Genomic DNA, 19,400 nt, shown 5'->3' with positions numbered 1-19,400 from the left:
TATATAAAGAAAGGATAGGTGAAAGAGTGATAAGTAGTATAAATCAGGAGATTGAAGAGGAGAAACAACGGCTCGAATTTATAAAAAAATACATGCAGGTTGTCATTGATACAGCTGAAACAAACAAAGAACAATTTATGGAAAAAATGAAGGACATTTTTAAAGATGAAGACTGGGTAGAGAGTGCGGGGTATTCGCAGCTTTTAACGAGTGCAAGCTTCTATCAGCTATCAAGGTCCGAACTGGAAAGTTTAATTAAGGCGATACCTAAACCATATTTTGCGCGGGTTGATTTCACTTCTCGTGAGGCTGGCGGAATGGAGAAGCTTTATTTTGGAAAGACATCCTTATTCCAACGTGACAATCAGGAGCAATTGATCATCGATTGGCGTTCACCTATTGCTAATTTATACTATGAAGGCCGGTTGGGAGAAGTGAGTTACACATCAGAAGGTGAAACTTATGACGGTACCATTAGTCTAAAAAGGCAATTCATCATTGAGGATGGAGAGTTGCTTGACATACGGGATATCGATGTTACGACGGTGGATGAATTATTGCAGGAGTCTCTTGCCGGCAGTTCTGCCAATCGATTAACAGAGATTGTTGCAACGATTCAGGAGGAGCAGAATCAAATCATACGAGCGGATTTAAATAAACCTATTATTGTGCAGGGAGCTGCAGGAAGTGGGAAGACAACTATTGCTTTGCACCGTATTTCATATTTTTTGTATCACTATAAAGATGTATTCCAGCCTGAGCAATTATTAATTTTAGCACCAAGCTTTTTATTCCTTGATTATATTTCAGAGGCACTCCCGGAACTCGGTGTTGAGAAAGTAAGGCAAATGACCTTTCAGGGATATGTGGAAGAGGTGCTGGGGAAGAAAATTAAATTGACAGAGGATACTAAGCTTCGTGACATCCTCAAGGATCAACAATTCGTTCACATCTCAAGCATCAAAGGTTCCTCTCTATTTCAAGGGGTGCTTGACCATTATGTTGAAGAAATAAAAACCAGTTTAATGGTGCATGAAGACTTTCGGGTTGATAAGTTTAAATTGTATACAGCAAAACAGTTTAATCATCTTTTATACAATGAGTATACATATTTGCCGCTTTATAAACGAATCGAGAAACTAAAAAAAGTCCTTCAAAATCAAGTACGTTTGAATAAAGATAAAATGCTGAAAAAAGTAGTTCAGCATTATGAGGTCAGAATTGACAGGGCCTTAAACTGGAAGGGTGATGAGAAAAAGCGGAAGCAATACATTTCGCTGGCTTTGGATAAAAAAGAGGCGAGGATCAATGATCTGAAAATGGAAATCAAAAAAGCCGTCCAGGATTATATGAGCTATTTTGATAAGAGAGATATATGGACACTTTATAAAGAATTATACAGCGACCCGGACAGGCTGGTTCAATACTCAGATCATAAACTCAGTAAAAAAGAGGCGTTAGAGCTTTGCGAAAGCAGTCAGAATATCTTTTCTAAGAAAAAATATGAGCTTGAGGACTTGGGCCCTATTCTGTATTTATATGCAAAAATTTATGGAGTTAAGCCGGAGAAAAAGGCAAAGAATGTAGTGATTGATGAGGCGCAGGATTATAGCTTTTTGCAGCTTCAAGGGCTTAAAACAGCTTTGGAAACAGATATGTTTACCCTTGTCGGTGATTTGGCGCAGGGCATCCATTCTTACCGGGGAATAACCGACTGGCAGGAAGTAAGAAAATCCATTTTTCCAAGAGCCATTTATCGAGAGCTGAAAAAGAGTTACCGAACAACCGTCGAGATTATGAATGAAGCCAATCAATTATTAAAACGGCTATCCACTTCATTTCCGGAGGTTGAACCAATCATTCGACATGGCAAACCACCTGTATTTTTAGAGATCACATCTGATGAGGAATGGGCTGAACAGATGTCTAATCAAGTAAGGAAGTTAAAGGAAGAAAAATTCAATACTTTCGCGATTATTACAAAGACTGAGGAAGATGCAGCGATTGTAAATTCCATTCTTAAACAGCATACTGAGCTAGACCTCTATTTACTTGAAGAAACGACATCTATTCCAAAGGATAAAATAGTAATTGTACCGTCGTACTTAGCGAAGGGATTGGAGTTTGATGCTGTATTTGCTGTCACATATAATGAAGTATACTCGGATAACCATGAGATCGATATTAAACTATTGTATGTTGTAATGACCAGAGCTCTTCACCGACTGATACTAATGGGGAAACAGAAGAGGGCATTTATTCTCTAACATTTGTTGGAGAAAATGTCCCTTTTTCTATTTGTTTTGGAAAACACGTTTACCGTATATAGGTAAGCGGTTGTAAGTAGTGTAAAATAGATAAGTAGATTGGATTAGGGAGGTAAGGCAGGGAGAATGAGAAATACAGTTTTAGAAGTCAAATCAATCAGCAAACAAATAGCTGGTTCTGATATCCTTAAAAATATCAGCTTTGAAATAGAAGAAGGCGAAATTTTCGGCTTAATTGGACCCAATGGTGCTGGAAAAACGACCTTAATTCGAGTGATTTGCGGACTTATGAAGAAAAATGCCGGCCAGATTAGAATCATGAATCACGAGGTAGGAACGTCTTTTGTTGACGCCATCAAACATGTAGGAGCTATTATTGAAAATCCAGCCTTTTACGATTATTTAACTGGGTGGCAAAATTTAGAATTATACGCTAATTTATATTCGAATATATCATCTGATAGAATAGAAGAAGTTGTTGAATTAGTCAACCTGACAGAAAGAATCGATGACAAGGTACATACATATTCGTTAGGAATGAAACAGAGATTAGGAGTCGCCCAGGCCATTTTGCACAAACCGAAGATTTTGATTTTGGACGAGCCAACAAACGGGTTGGATCCAGAAGGAATGCGTGACTTACGCAATCATCTTCTCTATTTGGCCAAAGAAGAGAATATATCGATTCTCATTTCCACTCATCTATTATCTGAGGTTGAAATGCTTTGTGATCGAATTGGCATCATAAAAGCGGGTGAATTATTGGAGATCACAAATGTAAAAATGGATCATCATGTGCTTATTATTGAGGTGGATGATATCCAACATGCTCTGGCTGTATTAGATGCAAATTATGAGGTTATTTCATATAAGGGAAATCTTATTCGCTTATCAGTTGAGAAAAAGGATATCCCGATGCTTAATGAAATGCTGGTTCTGAATAAAGTGAGCGTGTATCAGCTTGCTTATGACCAAAATCAGTTGGAAGACACCTTTTTACAGACGATTTCAGCGAGGGAGGTTGGAATTTCGTGAGGTCATTACTTTATAACGAACACTATAAAATGACAAATAACAAAATGGTCAGATACTCCTTTCTGGTGATGCCTTTGTTGATTTGTTTATTACCATTCTTTTTTACAAAACTGATTAAAGGAACAGACGGAAATGTGATTGACTTTATGTCTGTGCTATCCAACTTCCTAATCATCACGATATTTCTAGCGATTGGTTTGGCGGGGAGTATACTGGCTAATGAATTTCAAACAGGAACAATTAAACTGTTATTGATCCGTCCGAGAACAAGGTCAATGGTCTTATTTGCCAAATGGCTTACGATTCAATTGTATGGTATATATTTATTAACCACTACATTTATCTTTTCCTGGCTTATTGGAGGAATCATTTACGGCTTTGGAGCGGGCTATGGGCTTATGTTTCAAAAGTTATTGTTAACGTATGGAATTACGTTTTTGGAATTGATGCTGATTTCAACCTTTACATATGCAGTATCTGTCGTATTTAAAAATAGTGCCTTTGCAATTGGGTTTGGAATAGCTGCGTTACTTGGCGGGAAGTTTGTAACGGAAATTGCAGAGTTGCTGGAGCTGTCCCTTGGCAAGATTTTGCTCTTTGCCAATACACAGTGGGACCAATACTTATTCGGTAATACACCTATCCTGTCTGGAATGTCACCAGGCTTTTCGATCATCATCCTTATCATGCATTTCATTTTCTTTTATGGTGTTGCTTGGTTTTTCTTTGCAAAAAGGGATATAACAGTATAAAGTAAAGGCCTGAAAGGGTGAGAATGATGATTATTAGTGCCAGCAGGAGAACAGATATACCTGCGTTTTACTCTGAGTGGTTTATGAATCGAATCAGAGAAGGCTATTATATGAAGGTGAATCCTTTTAATCGTCATCAAACAAAGAAGGTTTCACTTTTGCCGGTAGATGTGGATGCAATTTGTTTTTGGACAAAGAATCCAAAACCGATGAATCCCTATATTCCTGAATTGGTGGAGATGGGCTACCGTTTAATGTTTCAATATACTCTAAATGACTATCCAAAAGAGATTGAGCCAGGGATGCCAAGTTTATCTAACAGAATGAAAGAGTTCCAGTATATATCTGATTTAATCGGGCAGGAGAAAGTAATCTGGCGATACGATCCCATTGTGTTAAGCAATAAAACGAATGTGGAGTATCATATCGAGCGATTTACTCATATAGCAAAACAATTATCCGGGTTTACTACGCGTGTAGTGATTAGTTTTCAAGATTTTTATACGAAGACAAAAGGTAGACTTGCTAATCTGGAAAAGGTGGAGGGCTATCAATTCGATGACTGGCTTGACCCTAACAATCGGTCAGCTTTAAATGCATTGACTCGTACCATTGGTTCAGTTTGCAAGCAATATGGAATGGTACCAGAGACTTGTTCGGAGATTATTGACTTGGATACACACGGAATCAAACATGGCGCGTGTATTGATAAAAACTTTATTGAAGAAGTATTTAACCTGCAATTATCCGGTAAAAAGGATAAATACCAACGGGCTGAATGTGGGTGCATGGAGGCAGAAGAGATGGGTTCATATGATACATGCCCATTTGGCTGCGTATATTGCTATGCGGTAAGAAGTCCGAAGCTGGTGCAGACAAATAGACAAAAACATGATCCAACTAGTCCTTATTTACTGATAAACGGGTAAAATAATGATATACTTAAGGATTGTATAAAGGAAGCGGTGAAGAGTTAATGAGTTATTTACAACCAGGTATTAAAGCAACATTAACAGTGGAAAGAGAGGTTTCATTCGGATACTTTCTTTCTAATGGTGAAGAAGATGTTTTGCTTCACACACATGAAATCGTTGGTGATCTTGAAATAGGGCAAGAAATAGAGGTTTTCTTATTTAACGATAAAGAAGGCCGATTGACAGCCTCCATGAAATTGCCAACCATTACTGAAGGTGATTATGATTGGGTTCCGGTCGTGGATGTTCATCCAAGCCACGGGGTTTTCCTTGATATCGGACTTCAAAAGGATTTATTGATCTCCAGTGACGATTTACCAAAATTAAAAAGCCTATGGCCAGAAGTAGGAGACCAGCTTTATGTTACATTAAAAGTCGACAATAGAGGCAGAATGTTTGGTCGTCTTGCTACTGAAACCGTTGTACAGGAATTAAGCGAGCATGCTCCTGAATCAATAAAAAATAAAGATTTTGAGGGAAGAGCTTACCGTTTATTAAAAGTAGGCACCTTTATTTTAACAACAGAAGGGTACCGCTGTTTCATTCATGAGAGTGAACGTGCGAATGAACCAAGGCTGGGTGAATTGGTCAAGGGCAGAATTATTGAAGTTAAGCCTGATGGCAGTACAAACGGCTCGTTGCTGCCACGTACGCATGAACACCTTGATGAAGATGCGGAAGCAATCTTTACTTATCTTGAAAGCCGCGGGGGCAGCATGCCTTATTGGGATAAATCGGATCCGGAGTCTATCCAAAAACGTTTTGGTATGAGTAAAGCAGCTTTTAAACGTGCACTCGGCCGACTAATGAAGGATCGCAGAATTACACAAGAGGATGGCTGGACGAAGATAACGAAACAATAAGGGGAATGGATATGAATATACTTTGGGACTTTGACGGCACTTTATTTGATACCTATCCCGGTTATGCGAGAATGGTCAAAAGTGCAGTGGAGACACCTCTTTCGGAGGAAGAAATCTTTTCCTTGCTAAAGGTGTCGTTTGGCCATGCGTTCAACGAACTTAAGCTAACCGAAGAACAAATTAAACATATTCATATACTTGAACGGCAGTTAAAGCCCTTGGATTTCAAACCGTTTCCGGGAGTGAAGAATGTGCTGGAGGCAGCGGATTTAAATGTAATCATGACGCATAAATACCGTGAAGGTGCCGAGAGTATTTTAAAAGCAAACGGAATGGATCAATATTTCACAGAAATAGTAGCCATTGATGACGGATATCCAAAAAAACCTCATCCAGCAAGCTATCAGTACCTGCACGATAAGTACCGTATTGATCTCGCGGTTGGGGATAGGGAGTTAGATATTTTACCTGCCAAAAGTATTGGAATCAAAACCTGCTTATTTCAGAATGATACGCCAGGTGCGGATTATTATGTTAATAGCTATGATACGTTTTTTGAGATTGTTAAAAGATAAGTTAAGTTCAACAGGTGGAGAGAGAACAAATTGTTCTTTCCCACCTGTTTTGCTTTTTATGGATAGATTATAACGAATCCCTTGCTGGAAATAGATTTTTAACATATATACTTTACTAATAAGATTGCTGGATTAGGAGAAAAGAATAGATATGAGGTTAAATAGCCATTAATAGAGCCGTTATTCAGAATAATAGAGCCAATTTTAGTGATAATAGAGCCGATTCTGACCAGAATTCAGCCGAATTCAGCAATAATTGAGCGAATCAGTAAGGAAATAGAGCGGATTAGTTTTCCATTGGATATTTTCTCAATCTTTAGGATGTATAGCGATAAATGAACATCCCATGAGTACAATTATGTAATTCAGTATCTGTAAGGGTTATTTCACATATTTAAGATTTACATTAAATTTTGAATCCTCAAAGCGAAATATCTTTACATACCAAATAATTTATCCTTATAATTTAATTTACTAATCAAAAGATAATTTAAAGAAATTTGATTACTGAAGGAGTTAGAAAGTTGAAAATAAAAGACTTTACTTTAACAGCCATTTTTTTATCTATTATTCTATTATTTGCGTTTACACCATTTGGTTTTATTCATTTAGGTGTAATTAAAGCAACCTTAATTCATATTCCAATTATTATTGCCTCTATTATTTTAGGCCCAAAGATAGGTGCGTTATTGGGATTAGTATTTGGATTTACTAGTATTGCTGTAAATACGATTACTCCGACATTATTATCATTTGCTTTTTCACCAGCAATTCCCGTATTAGGAACAGATCAAGGAAGTTTTTGGGCGTTATTTATTGCCATTGTTCCAAGAGTAATGATTGGATTTATACCTTACTATATTTTTAAAGCATTTCGTAATGCTATAACAAAGAAAAATTCGCTTCAAAAACCTGCTTTATTTATTACAGCTTTAGTGTCCACTTTTATGCATACATTCTTGGTTATGGGTTCTATTACCTTTCTATTTCAGGATGCCTATGCAGAGGCTATTAACGCTGGCAGTACAAGTGCCATTTATAAAGCTGTTTTAACTGTGTTTTTTACAAATGGACTTGCCGAAGCACTCCTTGCCGGGATGGTAACGATGGCGGTAGTTCCGCCTTTATTAAAGATTTCGAGAAGATAAACTCATGTCACTATTTCTGAATATCAATTAAGAAATGTCAAACTCACATATTAATTTGAACGCCATTTTGAATATCAATATTCAAAATGGCGTTTTTTATAGTTGCTGTTTGGATTGAACTTATTATCAAGTGTTATAGAAGTTACTAAGTATAGAGTAATTTCAAGGAAAATAAGCAGTACGTGTCGTCTATAATCAATTTTTCCAACTACGCGGCTTTATACTATTTTCGTGGGATTAAATTGTGAAAAGTAATGATATTTTGTATATAATTGTTAAATAAAGCGATCCGATTTGATTGTCGAATGCTATGCATGGTTTATTGTCTTTTTCATTCAGTTAAAGGGACGTTTTATTCGAAAAAAAAGTAAAAAAGGAAATCGTAGGTGATAGTGTTGTTCTTAAAGAGAATTCAACTTGAGCATGAAAACATACCTTCTTATAATGAGTATCCTTTCTCTATTCCTTCAATAAAGAATCTTCACCAATTGAATTTGAAAATCAATGTTACATTTTTTGTTGGGGAAAACGGTTCAGGAAAATCTACACTTCTAGAAGCAATTGCTGATAAATGTCAGTTTAATACAGCAGGTGGAGGGCGGAATAATACTTATAATGTTCATGCTTCAGAATCCGCACTTGGCGAATATATAAGGCTTTCGTGGCTTCCTAAAGTCACAGACGGTTTTTTTCTTAGAGCAGAGTCATTTTATAATTTTGCTTCTCATATTGATGAAGTAAAAGCTTATAATGCCTATGGCGGACGTTCTTTGCATCAACAATCTCATGGCGAGTCTTTTTTGTCCCTCTTTTTAAACCGATTTAAAGGGAGAGCCATCTATTTATTAGATGAACCAGAAGCTGCCTTATCACCCCAGCGACAACTTTCATTTTTGAAAATCTTACATGATTTAGTCACTGCAGGGGACAGTCAATTTATAATCGCTACACATTCTCCAATTCTTTTAGGATATCCCAACGCCACAATTCTAAGTTTTGATAACGATACAATTAAAGAGATAGATTATGAAATGACAGATCACTATCAAATAACGAATTACTTTTTACAAAATAGACACAAGTTTTTGCGAGAGATATTAGAAGATTAATCATCCAGAAGACACCGTATGTAGTCGTTTGATTAAGATTAAGGCTTTAATTATGGAGTATGAAATACAGAAGGATTTAAGCTGTTTTGTAATTTTTATATTTAACAAGGCACTAATCCAAATTATAAGAAAAAGACTATCAGTTAAAATTCACTGATAGTCTTTTGCATTCATTACTTTTTAACTGTCTCTAAATACTCATCATACGTCATTTGTTTGTCGATGATGCCATCTGGAGTAATTTCGATAATACGGTTTGCAATCGTTTGGATAAACTGGTGGTCATGAGATGTGAAGATCATGGCACCTTTGAAATTAATCATACCGTTATTGACTGCTGTGATGGATTCCAAGTCTAGATGGTTCGTCGGTTCATCCAAAAGAAGAACATTTGCTCCGCTGAGCATCATTTTGGATAGCATACAACGAACTTTTTCGCCACCGGAAAGAACAGACGGTTTCTTCATTACTTCTTCACCAGAGAAGAGCATTCTTCCGAGGAAACCGCGAAGGAATGATTCGCTTTCATCCTGTGGAGAGAATTGACGAAGCCAATCCACTAGAGTTTGCTCGTTTCCTTCAAAGAACTCAGAGTTGTCTTTAGGGAAGTAGGATTGTGAAGTTGTAACTCCCCATTTGAATGTTCCTTCATCAGCTTCCATTTCACCCATTAGGATTTTAAATAGAGCTGTTTTGGCATTATCATTTTGACCAACTAAAGCGATTTTGTCGTCTTTATTCATAATAAAGCTAACATTGTTCAGTACCTTTTCTCCATCAATCGTTTTGGATAGACCTTCTACACGCAGAAGATCATTACCAATTTCGCGCTCTGGAGTGAAGTGTACATATGGATAACGGCGGGATGAAGGTCTAATATCATCGAGCGTAATCTTTTCCAATAATTTTTTACGGGAAGTGGCCTGTTTAGATTTAGAAGCATTAGCACTGAAACGGGCAACGAATGCTTGTAATTCCTTAATCTTTTCTTCCTTTTTCTTATTGGACTCAGCTGTTAATTTTTGTGCCAATTGGCTGGACTCATACCAGAAATCATAGTTTCCGACATACAATTGGATTTTTCCGAAATCAAGGTCTGCAATATGTGTACATACTTTATTCAAGAAATGACGGTCATGGGATACAACAATTACCGTATTCTCAAAGTTGATTAAAAATTCTTCAAGCCATTGAATAGCTTTGATATCAAGGTGGTTGGTAGGCTCATCGAGTAATAATACGTCCGGTTTGCCAAATAAAGCTTGTGCAAGCAATACTTTTACTTTTTCTCCACCATCTAGCTCAGCCATCTTTTTGTTGTGTAATTCTTCTGGTATCCCTAACCCTTTAAGTAGGATTGCTGCATCAGGTTCTGCTTCCCAACCATTCAGTTCAGCAAATTCACCTTCAAGTTCTGCTGCTCTCATACCATCTTCGTCGGAGAAGTTTTCCTTCATATAAATAGCATCTTTTTCTTTCATAACTTCATAAAGTCGGGCATGTCCCATAATAACTACTTGAATCACTTCAATATCTTCATATTCGAAGTGGTTTTGCTTTAAGACTGTAAGGCGCTCTCCAGGGCCAAGGCTGACAGTTCCAGATTGAGGCTCTAGCTCACCTGATAAGATTTTAAGAAAAGTAGATTTTCCGGCACCGTTGGCGCCAATTAATCCATAGCAGTTTCCAGGTGTAAATTTAATATTTACATCTTCGAACAATTTTCGGTCTCCAAAGCGAAGACCTACGTTATTTACAGTAATCATGTATTTCATTTCCTCCGTTTGCTGGTATCTAGCAAATTATATCACCACATGTACACATTTTGAAAGAGAAGTACTAACATTCTCGTGTTTTAGTCAGAAAACAGTACTTTGACGGTGGTAATTTATGTAAAACAACTACTTCTTTAGCTATAAAGACAAAAAATCCAGTACTTACAGAATCAATAGATAAAGCGCTTACTTAGTTACTTTTCTGTAAATTTGTTACATTATTGTAATGTTAGCGACATATATGTAATAGGTTTAACATCTATTTGTTCTTAACAACTATTTTAGTTAGCTGGTAGGATAATGTCTGAAATTCATTCGGTCAAAATAAAGGAGGTTAAGCCCGATGAATCAATTGATTATTGCAGTATTAATCTCAACATCACTTGCGGGAGTCATACAAGGTGGCTTCGTTTCCTCATCCAATAATAATAAAACTCAACATATAGATCAGCAGCCAACAGCTGAAGTAAGTCAAGTAGTGAAAGATGATTTGACTGATTTTATGTTTATAGATATGCCTGAAAAAAAGACAAGCTCTACAATCATTCAGAATGATAAAGAGTTTGAGCATACTTCATATGAATCTATTAATTCAAGCATTAAAGATACAGAAATGAACATACAATCATCTGCTAACGCTGCTGCCGATGCAACAGATCGAGTCGAAACGAAAGACGTGCAATCGACTGAACGTAGAACAGACTTATCTAAGATAGAAAAGGCTGTAAAGACGGAAAAGACTCAGGAAAATAAGGTTATTAAAACACCTGCAGTTGAAGATAAAGATGAGGTAAAAGAAACATCTGTAAAATCACCAATTGAAGAAGAGGTAAATAAAAATACAGAAACTGCCGTAACTTCTGAAGTTGAAGAAGTAGATGAAGAAATAAATACATCTGCTGAAAACTCTGAGCAGGATGAGAAAATCATTACTGTTAAGGCAACAGCTTATACCGCGGATTGTGAAGGTGGAACTGGTGTCACATACACTGGTATAGATCTTAAAGCTAATCCTAATCAAAAAGTAATTGCTGTTGACCCATCTGTAATTCCACTGGGCACAAAAGTTTATGTGGAAGGGTACGGACATGCAATTGCCGGAGATATTGGAGGAGCAATTAAAGGTAATAAAATTGATGTTTTTATTCCATCACAAAGTGAAGCGGAAGACTGGGGTATTAAAACAGTTGATGTGAAAATTTTGGAAGACTGATAGGTTTTTTGATTGGTCATGAAAAGCAATCCAAGCATGCTGGATTGCTTTTTCCTTTCTATTCTAGTAAAAGAGGGGTAGTATCAATACCATATGTTTTAGTCAATTACATAAGTGTATAGAAGGAATTTAAAATTTAGGAATAGAGCGACAGTTTATTTTTTTCGTGATTTGTAGTAAAATTTAATTCTTTGACGGGGAATTATTATATTTTTAGTTTTTGAATCAATATGGAGGAATTCTGATGACAACTGCAACTGTAGATGAATATAATTTAGAGAGTTTGCTGGATTCATTAAAGATGGATGCTTTAAAGAATATCCGCAGAAATCTAAATTTAAAAAACATGAGTTCATTAAGAAAAAAAGAATTGGTAGCAGCACTGGCTGAGAAAATACCAGCTTCTGTCCCTGAGAAGGTTCAAATGATGGATCTTCATCAATACACAGCTATTGTAGCGATGATGACAAAAAGCGGGATTATGCCAATCGAACAAATTGGACTTGAAAATGTATTTTACTTATCAAGTATCGGATATATCCACCCTTCCAAAGTGGAAGATCAACCAGTGGTTGTAATGCCGACTGAAGTAATGAAACAATTTTACAATTTAAATCCAAAAGAAATCATGACTGTCATTAACCGTAATCAAAAAGTGACAAACATTCTTTTTGGGTTAATTCGTTATTATGGATTTATAGAGGTTGAAAAAGCTCATAAATTGATTGAAGGATATATCCAGGAAGAAGTGGATATTGAATGGCTGCACAATTACATTCGATATTTGGAAGATTTCTATGGAGATTTCCGTCTAGATGATGAATATATTATTCATGATACTATCAAGGAATTAGATGGATTTAAACAGGCTCAGGTAAGCAGAGTAGGCTTGAAATACTACCATATTCCTGCTGAAACTATGGTAAACGTGAACCGGTACGAGCCATTTGAAAGAACAGAGCAAATGGTTGAATTCATTCACTATTTATCAGATACGTATTCTTTGAGACAAGAAGAAGCAGCAGAATTGGCAGACCGTTTTATCTTTAAAGTTCAATTCGGAGAATCCTTGCCTGATGTGGTGAAATGGTTTGGAGAACAAATTGAATTTGAGTCAGAAAAAGATATTAATGCACTGGTTGAAAAAATGGTTACTGTCGTAAACAATACAAGACTATGGATTTTAAAAGGTCACACACCTTCTGAATTATCCTCTCCATCTGCTAGTAAACCTGCAGCTTCTGCTCCAGTTCTAAAAACTCAACCAAAAGTAGGCAGAAATGAACCTTGCCCATGCGGCAGCGGCAAAAAATATAAAAAATGCTGCGGTAAAGCTTAATCTCATACAGGTAACTTGTGAACATGGTGTGTACCTCGTGGCGTTTGCTACGGGGGATATGCCGTGTTTTTTATTTTTAACAAAGAAGTAGATGTAAGAACAGTCATAAGTTGATTACTTTATCATCATTCTTAAATGCGTTATAATCATCCAAAATAGAGCGAGGAGGGTATGAATGGAGGATTTTGAATCTTTAACATTGCCAACCTATATCAAGCCTGGATTGGATATTGTATTTTGTGGGATTAATCCTGGCAGAATTTCTGCTCTAAAAGGGTATCATTTTGCGAATCCAGCGAATTTGTTTTGGAAGGGTTTGTATTTGGGTGGCATTACGCCGTATCAGTTTAAACCTGAGGAGACGGCAAAACTCTTGGACTATGGTTACGGAATAACTGATATTGTCGGCAGGGCAACAAGATCTTCTTCTGATTTGAAAAAAGATGAATTTATAGAGGGTGCGGCTGACCTAAGGAATTTAATCACTCAATACAAGCCTAAATGTTTATGCTTCATTGGGATTACTGCCTTCCGCTATGCAACAAACCGTCTTAAAGGCAAAGTAGAACCAGGTCTTCAGGACGGCTTGTTTTTTGCTACACCTGATTGGGAAGGCTGCTATATCTTTGTTGTTCCATCTACAAGCGGGGTAAATGCCCATTATACGAGAGAAGAACGAATAGACTATTTCCGGCAATTATATGAGTGGAATAAATCTCAAAAATAAATAGGTATAATATCTGCTGACAGAGGCATGATATGGTTAGAAAGTTCAGCAGATTATTGACATTTCTGAAAATGTGCCGTATTATAAGGTATAATGTTTATCTTTATAAAATTGACCGTAAATAGACATTCACTTATTATAAAGTGTTCTCTTTTTTACAGAGCGGTACTTTTTATAATAGGTGAATCTTTATTTATCACACATTTTTGGAGGTAACAAAATGAAAAACGGTAAAGTAAAATGGTTTAATGCAGAAAAAGGTTTCGGATTCATTGAAGTTGAAGGCGAAAATGATGTATTCGTACATTTCTCCGCTATTCAAGGCGAAGGTTTCAAATCTCTAGAAGAAGGCCAAAGCGTACAGTTCGACGTAACAGAAGGCGCTCGCGGACCTCAAGCTGAAAACGTAATTAAGCTTTAAGAAGTATGCGAATAAAGGCTATCCCAGGTATGGATAGTCTTTTACTACATAATTAACTTCTAAAAGAAAGGTGTGCCGGTTATGTATAATCGAAAAAATGTTGAGGAAATAATCCCTGAAGAAACGAAGGTGTGGGAATGTACTTCTGATGATTGTAACGGTTGGGTACGTGACAATTTCAAAGCTACAGCAACACCTAAGTGTCCATTATGTGGTAGTGAGATGACAGAAGGAATTAAAATGCTTCAAGCGATTAATAATCCTAGACGGAACGATTAAGCCGTCCAGCTTTCTCACAGAAACAGACCATTGAATATGTGGTCTGTTTTTTTTTGTCTTGTTTTTTATTTTGTGAATTTAACAGTATTTTCAATAGATCAAAATGAAACCATTTATTCGTCTTAATCGTATGTAGGGGTATGTAAACACTACAGAAAAGAGGTATCCCAACTGTGAATTTGCCTTATGAACAAGAATTAAATGAATGGAAAGAATTTTTAATTGGCTATAAGTTTGCATTAAGTGAAATGAATACAAAACTGGAAATATTAAATCAGGAATTTGAATTGATTCACAATTACAATCCAATCGAACATATTAAATCGAGAATGAAAAGTCCACAGAGTATTATGAAAAAATTAAAACGAAAAAACCTAGATATTACGGTTGAAAATGCACAGCAGAATGTCCGTGATATAGCCGGGATTCGTATTTCCTGTTCGTTTACGACGGATATTTATGCGATTGTAGATGCCCTTGGAAAACAGGATGATATACATATTATTGAGATTAAAGATTATATTAAAAACCCTAAGTCAAACGGGTATAGGAGCCTTCATTTGATTACGGAAATACCAGTGTTTTTTTCGAACTGTAAAAAATGGATGCCGGTGGAAATACAAATTAGAACCATTGCCATGGACTTTTGGGCGAGCCTGGAACATAAAATTTATTATAAATTCTCTAAGGATGTACCTGAGCATCTACTCCAAGAATTAAAAGGGTCTGCCGATATGATTGCAGAATTGGACGATAAAATGCTCAGAATTAATGAAGAAGTTCAGATATATAAAGATATTGATAAATTAATGAGTGAAACCAAACTTTAATTAACCTCCTTCTTCCATTAAAAAAATGTGTCAAAAAGGTAAAAAAGGGGAAGATAGAGGTAAAAGGAAGTGAGGTATAGCTCATGACGATGTTAAGAGAAATTATGACCACAAATGTAGACTATGTTACACCGCTTGATAATGTATATGAGGTTGCTTTGAAAATGAAAGAAGATAATGTAGGAATCATTCCTGTCTGTGAGGATAATACATTGATTGGCATCATTACGGACCGCGATCTGGTTGTGGACGGAATTGCTGAAAAACGGCCAGGTTCAACTAGGGTAACAGATGTGATGCATCAAAATGTTGTGACTGCAAACCCTGATACAACAGAGGAGGAAGCAGCTGCACTAATGGCTCAACATCAAATTAGGCGTCTGCCTGTCCTGGAAAACGGTAAACTTGTTGGAATTGTATCCTTAGGTGATTTGGCCGTAAGCTATACCGGTAATGACGAAGCCGGTGAAGCTTTGCAGGATATTTCAGAAGAAAATTAAGAAAAAGCCGAGTATATATATTCTTCATAAAAGCGGAAATTAGAAATATTCATATTAAGTGATTATGTGACAAGGCAATCAAACAAAACAGGGTATTCTCAAAATCTGAGAATACCCTGTTTTAGTTACTATTAAGGGTGAAGCAAAGAGATTTCAATAGTCCCTACTTTATATGAATGATGTTCTTTCAATTTCATTTAAGTAAGAACATCTGTACCCTATATGGTATGATAATGGTACTATGACGCAGGTTGGGTGAGTGTACATGTTAGGTGAGTATCATATATCCATTAGACAGTTAGTTGAATATGTTTATCGGGGCGGCGATTTGGACGGACGTTTTCGCACGGCCAGTTCTATGATTGAGGGGACAAGAATTCATCAAAGAAGACAAGCAGAATATGAGGAGAACGATGAAAAAGAGGTACCTCTTAATCTGATAATGGAATACGGGGATATTCTTTATGAGATTGAAGGAAGATGTGATGGTATTTTACATGGGCGAGAAGGAACAGTCATTGAGGAAATTAAATCAACCTCTGGAGCTCTTGATGGGATTGATGAAAATACATACCCTGTACACTGGGCTCAGGCAATGTGTTATGGCTATATATACTGTTTGAATGAAGGTCTGAAACATATTGATATACAATTGACTTACGTACAAATATTGACTAATCAAACAGCCTCGTTTCGCAAAACCCTAACATTTAAAGAATTAGAACAATTTCTAACTCAAGTACTCGAAAACTTTACACCATTTGCAATCCTGCAATTAAAGATACGGAGAGAAAAGCTCAATTCAGCAGCAAAAATTGAATTTCCGTTCGGAAATTTTAGAAAGGGACAGCGAAAGCTCATAGGAGCAGCCTGGAAAACCATTTCTGAACGAAAAAAATTATTCGCATTGGCGCCAACTGGCATTGGAAAGACCATTTCTTTTATATTTCCATCCATAAAAATGATGGGAGAAATAGACCATAAGATTGAACGATTTTTCTATTTAACAGCCAAAACAATTACGAGGCAAGTGGCTGAGGATACACTAAACATCTTAATTGGCAAAGGTTTAAAAGTGAAAACTGTTACCCTTACAGCTAAGGATAAAATGTGTCCTGATTGCACCTCTGGGCAATGTATATATGGGGAGGGGCATTATGACCGAATTAATGCTGCTGTTTTGGATATTTTAGAAAATGAATGGTTAATGGATAGAGAAACAATTCTGGAATACGCTCAGCGCCACCGAGTATGTCCTTTTGAATATTCGATTGAATTAGCATACCTGGCAGACATTGTGATTTGCGATTATAATTATATTTTTGATCCACGAGTATTCTTGAAACGACTATCTGATGAGCAAAAGAAACGAACTGTAATTCTGGTTGATGAAGCGCATAATCTGGTGGAACGCGGCCGGGAAATGTTTTCTGCAGAGTTGGAAAAGAAAGCATTTCTAGATATAAAAAGGGCGTACGGCCAATTGAATCCAGAGCTATCAAATGCAGCTAAAGTAATTAATGCATTATTGATTCAGCAAAGGAAGAAATTGGGCGAAAGGAAATCAGCTGCTTATTCGGAAAAGCCGGACGAGTTGCTGGATGCACTGGAAGATTTCGTACTTCATGCCGGTGCTCAATTAACCAGGTATGGAGAAAATCATACGTCAAATGAAATTGATTTATTAGAAACCTTTTTTCAATCACAGAATTTCCTACGGATAGCTAAGTATTATAATGAGCATTATACGACGCATGTAATAAAGGGAAGCAATAATGTATACTTAAAGCTGTTTTGTTTGGATCCTGCTTTAAATTTGCAAAAGATGACGAAGGGATTTGCTTCCACTCTATTCTTCTCGGCTACATTGACGCCAATTGGCTATTACATGGATGCATTAGGAAGTGGTGATGGGGATTATCGGATTCAAATCGGTTCACCATTTTCCCCAGATCAGTTGGATATAGCAATACAGCCGCTTTCTACAAGATTCCATGATCGCTCGGTATCTAGTGTTCAAATTGCCAGAACCATTCATGCAATTACAAAAAACAGAGGTAATTTTTTAGTGTTTTTCCCGTCCTACCAATTTTTAAGAATGGTTATGGACGAACTGGAGGAATTTGAGGAACCTTCTAAAATTCTGATACAAAATCAAGGAATGAGTGAGCAGGAAAGAGAAGATTTTCTGTCAGCCTTTGAAGAGAACCTAGATATTCCTGTAATTGGCTTTACAGTATTAGGCGGAATCTTTTCTGAAGGAATCGACCTGGTTGGCAATAGATTGAGTGGGGTTATCATAATTGGAGTTGGATTGCCTCAATTAAATGAAGAAAGAAACTTAATTCGCGACTATTATCACTCAAAAAGTAAAAATGGATTTGATTACGCGTATGTTTATCCGGGGATGAACAAAGTATTGCAGGCTGCAGGTCGATTAATTCGCAGTGAACAGGATACAGGTACGCTTACTTTAATAGATGATCGATTTTTAACCGATAAATATCAATCTTTGTTTCCTGAAATGTGGAGTCAGTTTAAAATTATTAATAGTTACAAGGATATTGTTACATAAAAGGAGATTTATATGAAAGAGCAAAAAGTAAGAGGATTCGAAGTTGTTAATTCTGCGTATATCAAGGTTCAAATGACGGAGGATGAAGTCAAGCTCCCAATGCGCGGAGATGCCGGATCAGCAGGATATGATTTTTTTTCAAACGAAACCATTACATTGAATGTTGGAGGAAAGCATCTGTTTTGGACTAACGTCAAAGCCTATATGCAGCAAAATGAATTATTGGAGATACATATCAGAAGTAGTTTGGGAGTGAAATATGGGCTAGTTCTATCAAATGGGACAGGCATTATTGATTCTTCCTACTATGGAAACCCTGAAAATGATGGGAATATTGGTATTTCCATTACTAATCGCGGAGAAGCTCCGGTTCTTGTAAAAAAAGGGGACAGGATTGCACAGGGTATTTTTAAACAGTATCTATTAGCAGATGAGGATCAAGTACTACATGCAAGCAGAACCGGTGGATTTGGTTCAACCAAACGCTGATTGGTACGGTAATAAATTGTTATTAATAATCGCTTTTGTTTTAAATCTTTTCAAATGGGTAAAAATAGGTAAATGAAACCCTTATTGGAAGAGAGATGATTCAAATGCTTTGGACATTAGTTGGAATCTTATTGGCTATATGGTTATTAGGTCTTATATTTAAAATTGGCGGAGCAATTATCCATGTTTTCTTAATAGTGGCTGCGTTAGTACTTGTTTATAATATTATTAAAAACAGAATTTCGCAAAGGTGAATAGGCAGATCTAAAACTAAAGAAATCACATTAACTATATCAGCCAATTAATTGAGGACTATATAAGGACATTGCTTCCTATATATAGTCCTTTTTAGATGGACAGAATTGAGTATGTTTCGTTACTCGAGTTGTTTTTTGATTATCATTAAACATCTGACCTTATTTTTTACCTCTTTACATAGACGATAAAGCAAAGAAAAGTATATTTTAAGCGAAAAAATGGAATTACACGAAAGTAATCATTTTACATGAATATTACAATATTCTCAATC

19 protein-coding genes are annotated in these 19,400 nt (G+C 36.4%); 18 read left to right on the top strand and 1 reads right to left on the bottom strand.

Annotation, left to right across the window (positions count from 1 at the left end; translation table 11 throughout):
• The first annotated feature begins 26 nt into the window (after positions 1–26).
• From helD to AC4G3O_RS01640, 8 genes are all read left to right on the top strand, one after another.
• Complete coding sequence (gene helD, locus AC4G3O_RS01675; protein WP_490551474.1) at positions 27–2,267, top strand: RNA polymerase recycling motor HelD; 2,241 nt, start codon at positions 27–29, stop codon at positions 2,265–2,267.
• A gap of 126 nt (positions 2,268–2,393) precedes the next feature.
• On the top strand, positions 2,394–3,302 hold the full coding sequence (locus AC4G3O_RS01670; protein WP_066103443.1) for an ABC transporter ATP-binding protein: 909 nt from the start codon (positions 2,394–2,396) through the stop codon (positions 3,300–3,302).
• Positions 3,299–4,054, top strand: a complete 756-nt coding sequence (locus AC4G3O_RS01665; RefSeq protein WP_066103446.1) for an ABC transporter permease — start codon at positions 3,299–3,301, stop codon at positions 4,052–4,054. Before AC4G3O_RS01670 ends, AC4G3O_RS01665 begins: the two co-directional genes overlap by 4 nt.
• A 26-nt stretch (positions 4,055–4,080) precedes the next feature.
• Positions 4,081–4,983, top strand: a complete 903-nt coding sequence (locus AC4G3O_RS01660) for a DUF1848 domain-containing protein (RefSeq protein WP_222861897.1) — start codon at positions 4,081–4,083, stop codon at positions 4,981–4,983.
• Between the two features lie 47 nt (positions 4,984–5,030).
• A complete protein-coding gene (locus AC4G3O_RS01655; RefSeq protein ID WP_491135727.1) occupies positions 5,031–5,891 on the top strand; it encodes a CvfB family protein in 861 nt (286 codons plus the stop codon).
• An 11-nt stretch (positions 5,892–5,902) separates the two neighbouring features.
• Complete coding sequence (locus AC4G3O_RS01650; protein WP_148629781.1) at positions 5,903–6,466, top strand: HAD-IA family hydrolase; 564 nt, start codon at positions 5,903–5,905, stop codon at positions 6,464–6,466.
• Between the two features lie 524 nt (positions 6,467–6,990).
• Entirely contained in the window at positions 6,991–7,614 is a 624-nt protein-coding gene (locus AC4G3O_RS01645) for an ECF transporter S component (protein ID WP_066103455.1), read from the top strand.
• Between the two features lie 395 nt (positions 7,615–8,009).
• Entirely contained in the window at positions 8,010–8,723 is a 714-nt protein-coding gene (locus AC4G3O_RS01640; protein WP_066103458.1) for an AAA family ATPase, read from the top strand.
• Between the two features lie 173 nt (positions 8,724–8,896).
• Here the strand turns inward: AC4G3O_RS01640 and AC4G3O_RS01635 are convergent, their stop codons facing one another.
• Positions 8,897–10,489: an ABC-F family ATP-binding cassette domain-containing protein gene (locus tag AC4G3O_RS01635; protein ID WP_066103460.1), complete on the bottom strand. Its 1,593-nt coding sequence runs from the start codon at positions 10,487–10,489 to the stop codon at positions 8,897–8,899.
• 352 nt (positions 10,490–10,841) lie between these two features.
• On the opposite strand from AC4G3O_RS01635, the gene AC4G3O_RS01630 reads away from it, so the two are divergent.
• The 10 genes from AC4G3O_RS01630 to AC4G3O_RS01585 all read left to right on the top strand — a co-directional run bounded on the left by AC4G3O_RS01630 (position 10,842) and on the right by AC4G3O_RS01585 (position 19,125).
• Positions 10,842–11,711: a 3D domain-containing protein gene (locus AC4G3O_RS01630; RefSeq protein WP_066103463.1), complete on the top strand. Its 870-nt coding sequence runs from the start codon at positions 10,842–10,844 to the stop codon at positions 11,709–11,711.
• A gap of 244 nt (positions 11,712–11,955) precedes the next feature.
• A complete protein-coding gene (locus tag AC4G3O_RS01625; protein WP_491135726.1) occupies positions 11,956–13,050 on the top strand; it encodes an SEC-C metal-binding domain-containing protein in 1,095 nt (364 codons plus the stop codon).
• 175 nt (positions 13,051–13,225) lie between these two features.
• Positions 13,226–13,777 (top strand): mismatch-specific DNA-glycosylase, encoded by a 552-nt coding sequence (locus AC4G3O_RS01620; protein WP_066103469.1) that lies wholly within the window; start codon positions 13,226–13,228, stop codon positions 13,775–13,777.
• Positions 13,778–13,997: 220 nt separating this feature from the next.
• Positions 13,998–14,198 (top strand): cold-shock protein, encoded by a 201-nt coding sequence (locus AC4G3O_RS01615; protein WP_066103471.1) that lies wholly within the window; start codon positions 13,998–14,000, stop codon positions 14,196–14,198.
• Between the two features lie 81 nt (positions 14,199–14,279).
• Complete coding sequence (locus AC4G3O_RS01610; protein WP_066103474.1) at positions 14,280–14,477, top strand: cold-shock protein; 198 nt, start codon at positions 14,280–14,282, stop codon at positions 14,475–14,477.
• A 173-nt stretch (positions 14,478–14,650) separates the two neighbouring features.
• Entirely contained in the window at positions 14,651–15,307 is a 657-nt protein-coding gene (locus tag AC4G3O_RS01605) for a GTP pyrophosphokinase (protein ID WP_225983575.1), read from the top strand.
• Positions 15,308–15,390: 83 nt separating this feature from the next.
• Positions 15,391–15,807, top strand: coding sequence for a CBS domain-containing protein (locus tag AC4G3O_RS01600; RefSeq protein WP_066103476.1), 417 nt, complete (start codon positions 15,391–15,393; stop codon positions 15,805–15,807).
• 265 nt (positions 15,808–16,072) lie between these two features.
• Positions 16,073–18,382: an ATP-dependent DNA helicase gene (locus AC4G3O_RS01595; RefSeq protein ID WP_491135725.1), complete on the top strand. Its 2,310-nt coding sequence runs from the start codon at positions 16,073–16,075 to the stop codon at positions 18,380–18,382.
• Between the two features lie 12 nt (positions 18,383–18,394).
• Positions 18,395–18,871, top strand: coding sequence for a dCTP deaminase/dUTPase family protein (locus tag AC4G3O_RS01590; RefSeq protein WP_066103479.1), 477 nt, complete (start codon positions 18,395–18,397; stop codon positions 18,869–18,871).
• A 104-nt stretch (positions 18,872–18,975) separates the two neighbouring features.
• Entirely contained in the window at positions 18,976–19,125 is a 150-nt protein-coding gene (locus tag AC4G3O_RS01585; RefSeq protein ID WP_139063809.1) for a lmo0937 family membrane protein, read from the top strand.
• Positions 19,126–19,400 lie beyond the last annotated feature (275 nt).

It is taken from the genome of Bacillus sp. z14 (2026) (assembly GCF_058313575.1).
This window is presented reverse-complemented; position numbering and strand designations above follow the sequence as displayed.

What these genes read in the sequence shown, in the direction of transcription:
- AC4G3O_RS01585 (WP_139063809.1), top strand. Translation starts at nt 18,976, where the DNA reads ATGCTTTGGACATTAGTTGGAATCTTATTGGCTATATGGTTATTAGGT.
- AC4G3O_RS01635 (WP_066103460.1), bottom strand. Translation starts at nt 10,489, where the DNA reads ATGATTACTGTAAATAACGTAGGTCTTCGCTTTGGAGACCGAAAATTG.
- AC4G3O_RS01600 (WP_066103476.1), top strand. Translation starts at nt 15,391, where the DNA reads ATGACGATGTTAAGAGAAATTATGACCACAAATGTAGACTATGTTACA.
- AC4G3O_RS01630 (WP_066103463.1), top strand. Translation starts at nt 10,842, where the DNA reads ATGAATCAATTGATTATTGCAGTATTAATCTCAACATCACTTGCGGGA.
- AC4G3O_RS01660 (WP_222861897.1), top strand. Translation starts at nt 4,081, where the DNA reads ATGATTATTAGTGCCAGCAGGAGAACAGATATACCTGCGTTTTACTCT.
- AC4G3O_RS01590 (WP_066103479.1), top strand. Translation starts at nt 18,395, where the DNA reads ATGAAAGAGCAAAAAGTAAGAGGATTCGAAGTTGTTAATTCTGCGTAT.
- AC4G3O_RS01595 (WP_491135725.1), top strand. Translation starts at nt 16,073, where the DNA reads ATGTTAGGTGAGTATCATATATCCATTAGACAGTTAGTTGAATATGTT.
- AC4G3O_RS01615 (WP_066103471.1), top strand. Translation starts at nt 13,998, where the DNA reads ATGAAAAACGGTAAAGTAAAATGGTTTAATGCAGAAAAAGGTTTCGGA.
- AC4G3O_RS01650 (WP_148629781.1), top strand. Translation starts at nt 5,903, where the DNA reads ATGAATATACTTTGGGACTTTGACGGCACTTTATTTGATACCTATCCC.
- AC4G3O_RS01655 (WP_491135727.1), top strand. Translation starts at nt 5,031, where the DNA reads ATGAGTTATTTACAACCAGGTATTAAAGCAACATTAACAGTGGAAAGA.
- AC4G3O_RS01610 (WP_066103474.1), top strand. Translation starts at nt 14,280, where the DNA reads ATGTATAATCGAAAAAATGTTGAGGAAATAATCCCTGAAGAAACGAAG.
- AC4G3O_RS01625 (WP_491135726.1), top strand. Translation starts at nt 11,956, where the DNA reads ATGACAACTGCAACTGTAGATGAATATAATTTAGAGAGTTTGCTGGAT.
- AC4G3O_RS01670 (WP_066103443.1), top strand. Translation starts at nt 2,394, where the DNA reads ATGAGAAATACAGTTTTAGAAGTCAAATCAATCAGCAAACAAATAGCT.
- AC4G3O_RS01620 (WP_066103469.1), top strand. Translation starts at nt 13,226, where the DNA reads ATGGAGGATTTTGAATCTTTAACATTGCCAACCTATATCAAGCCTGGA.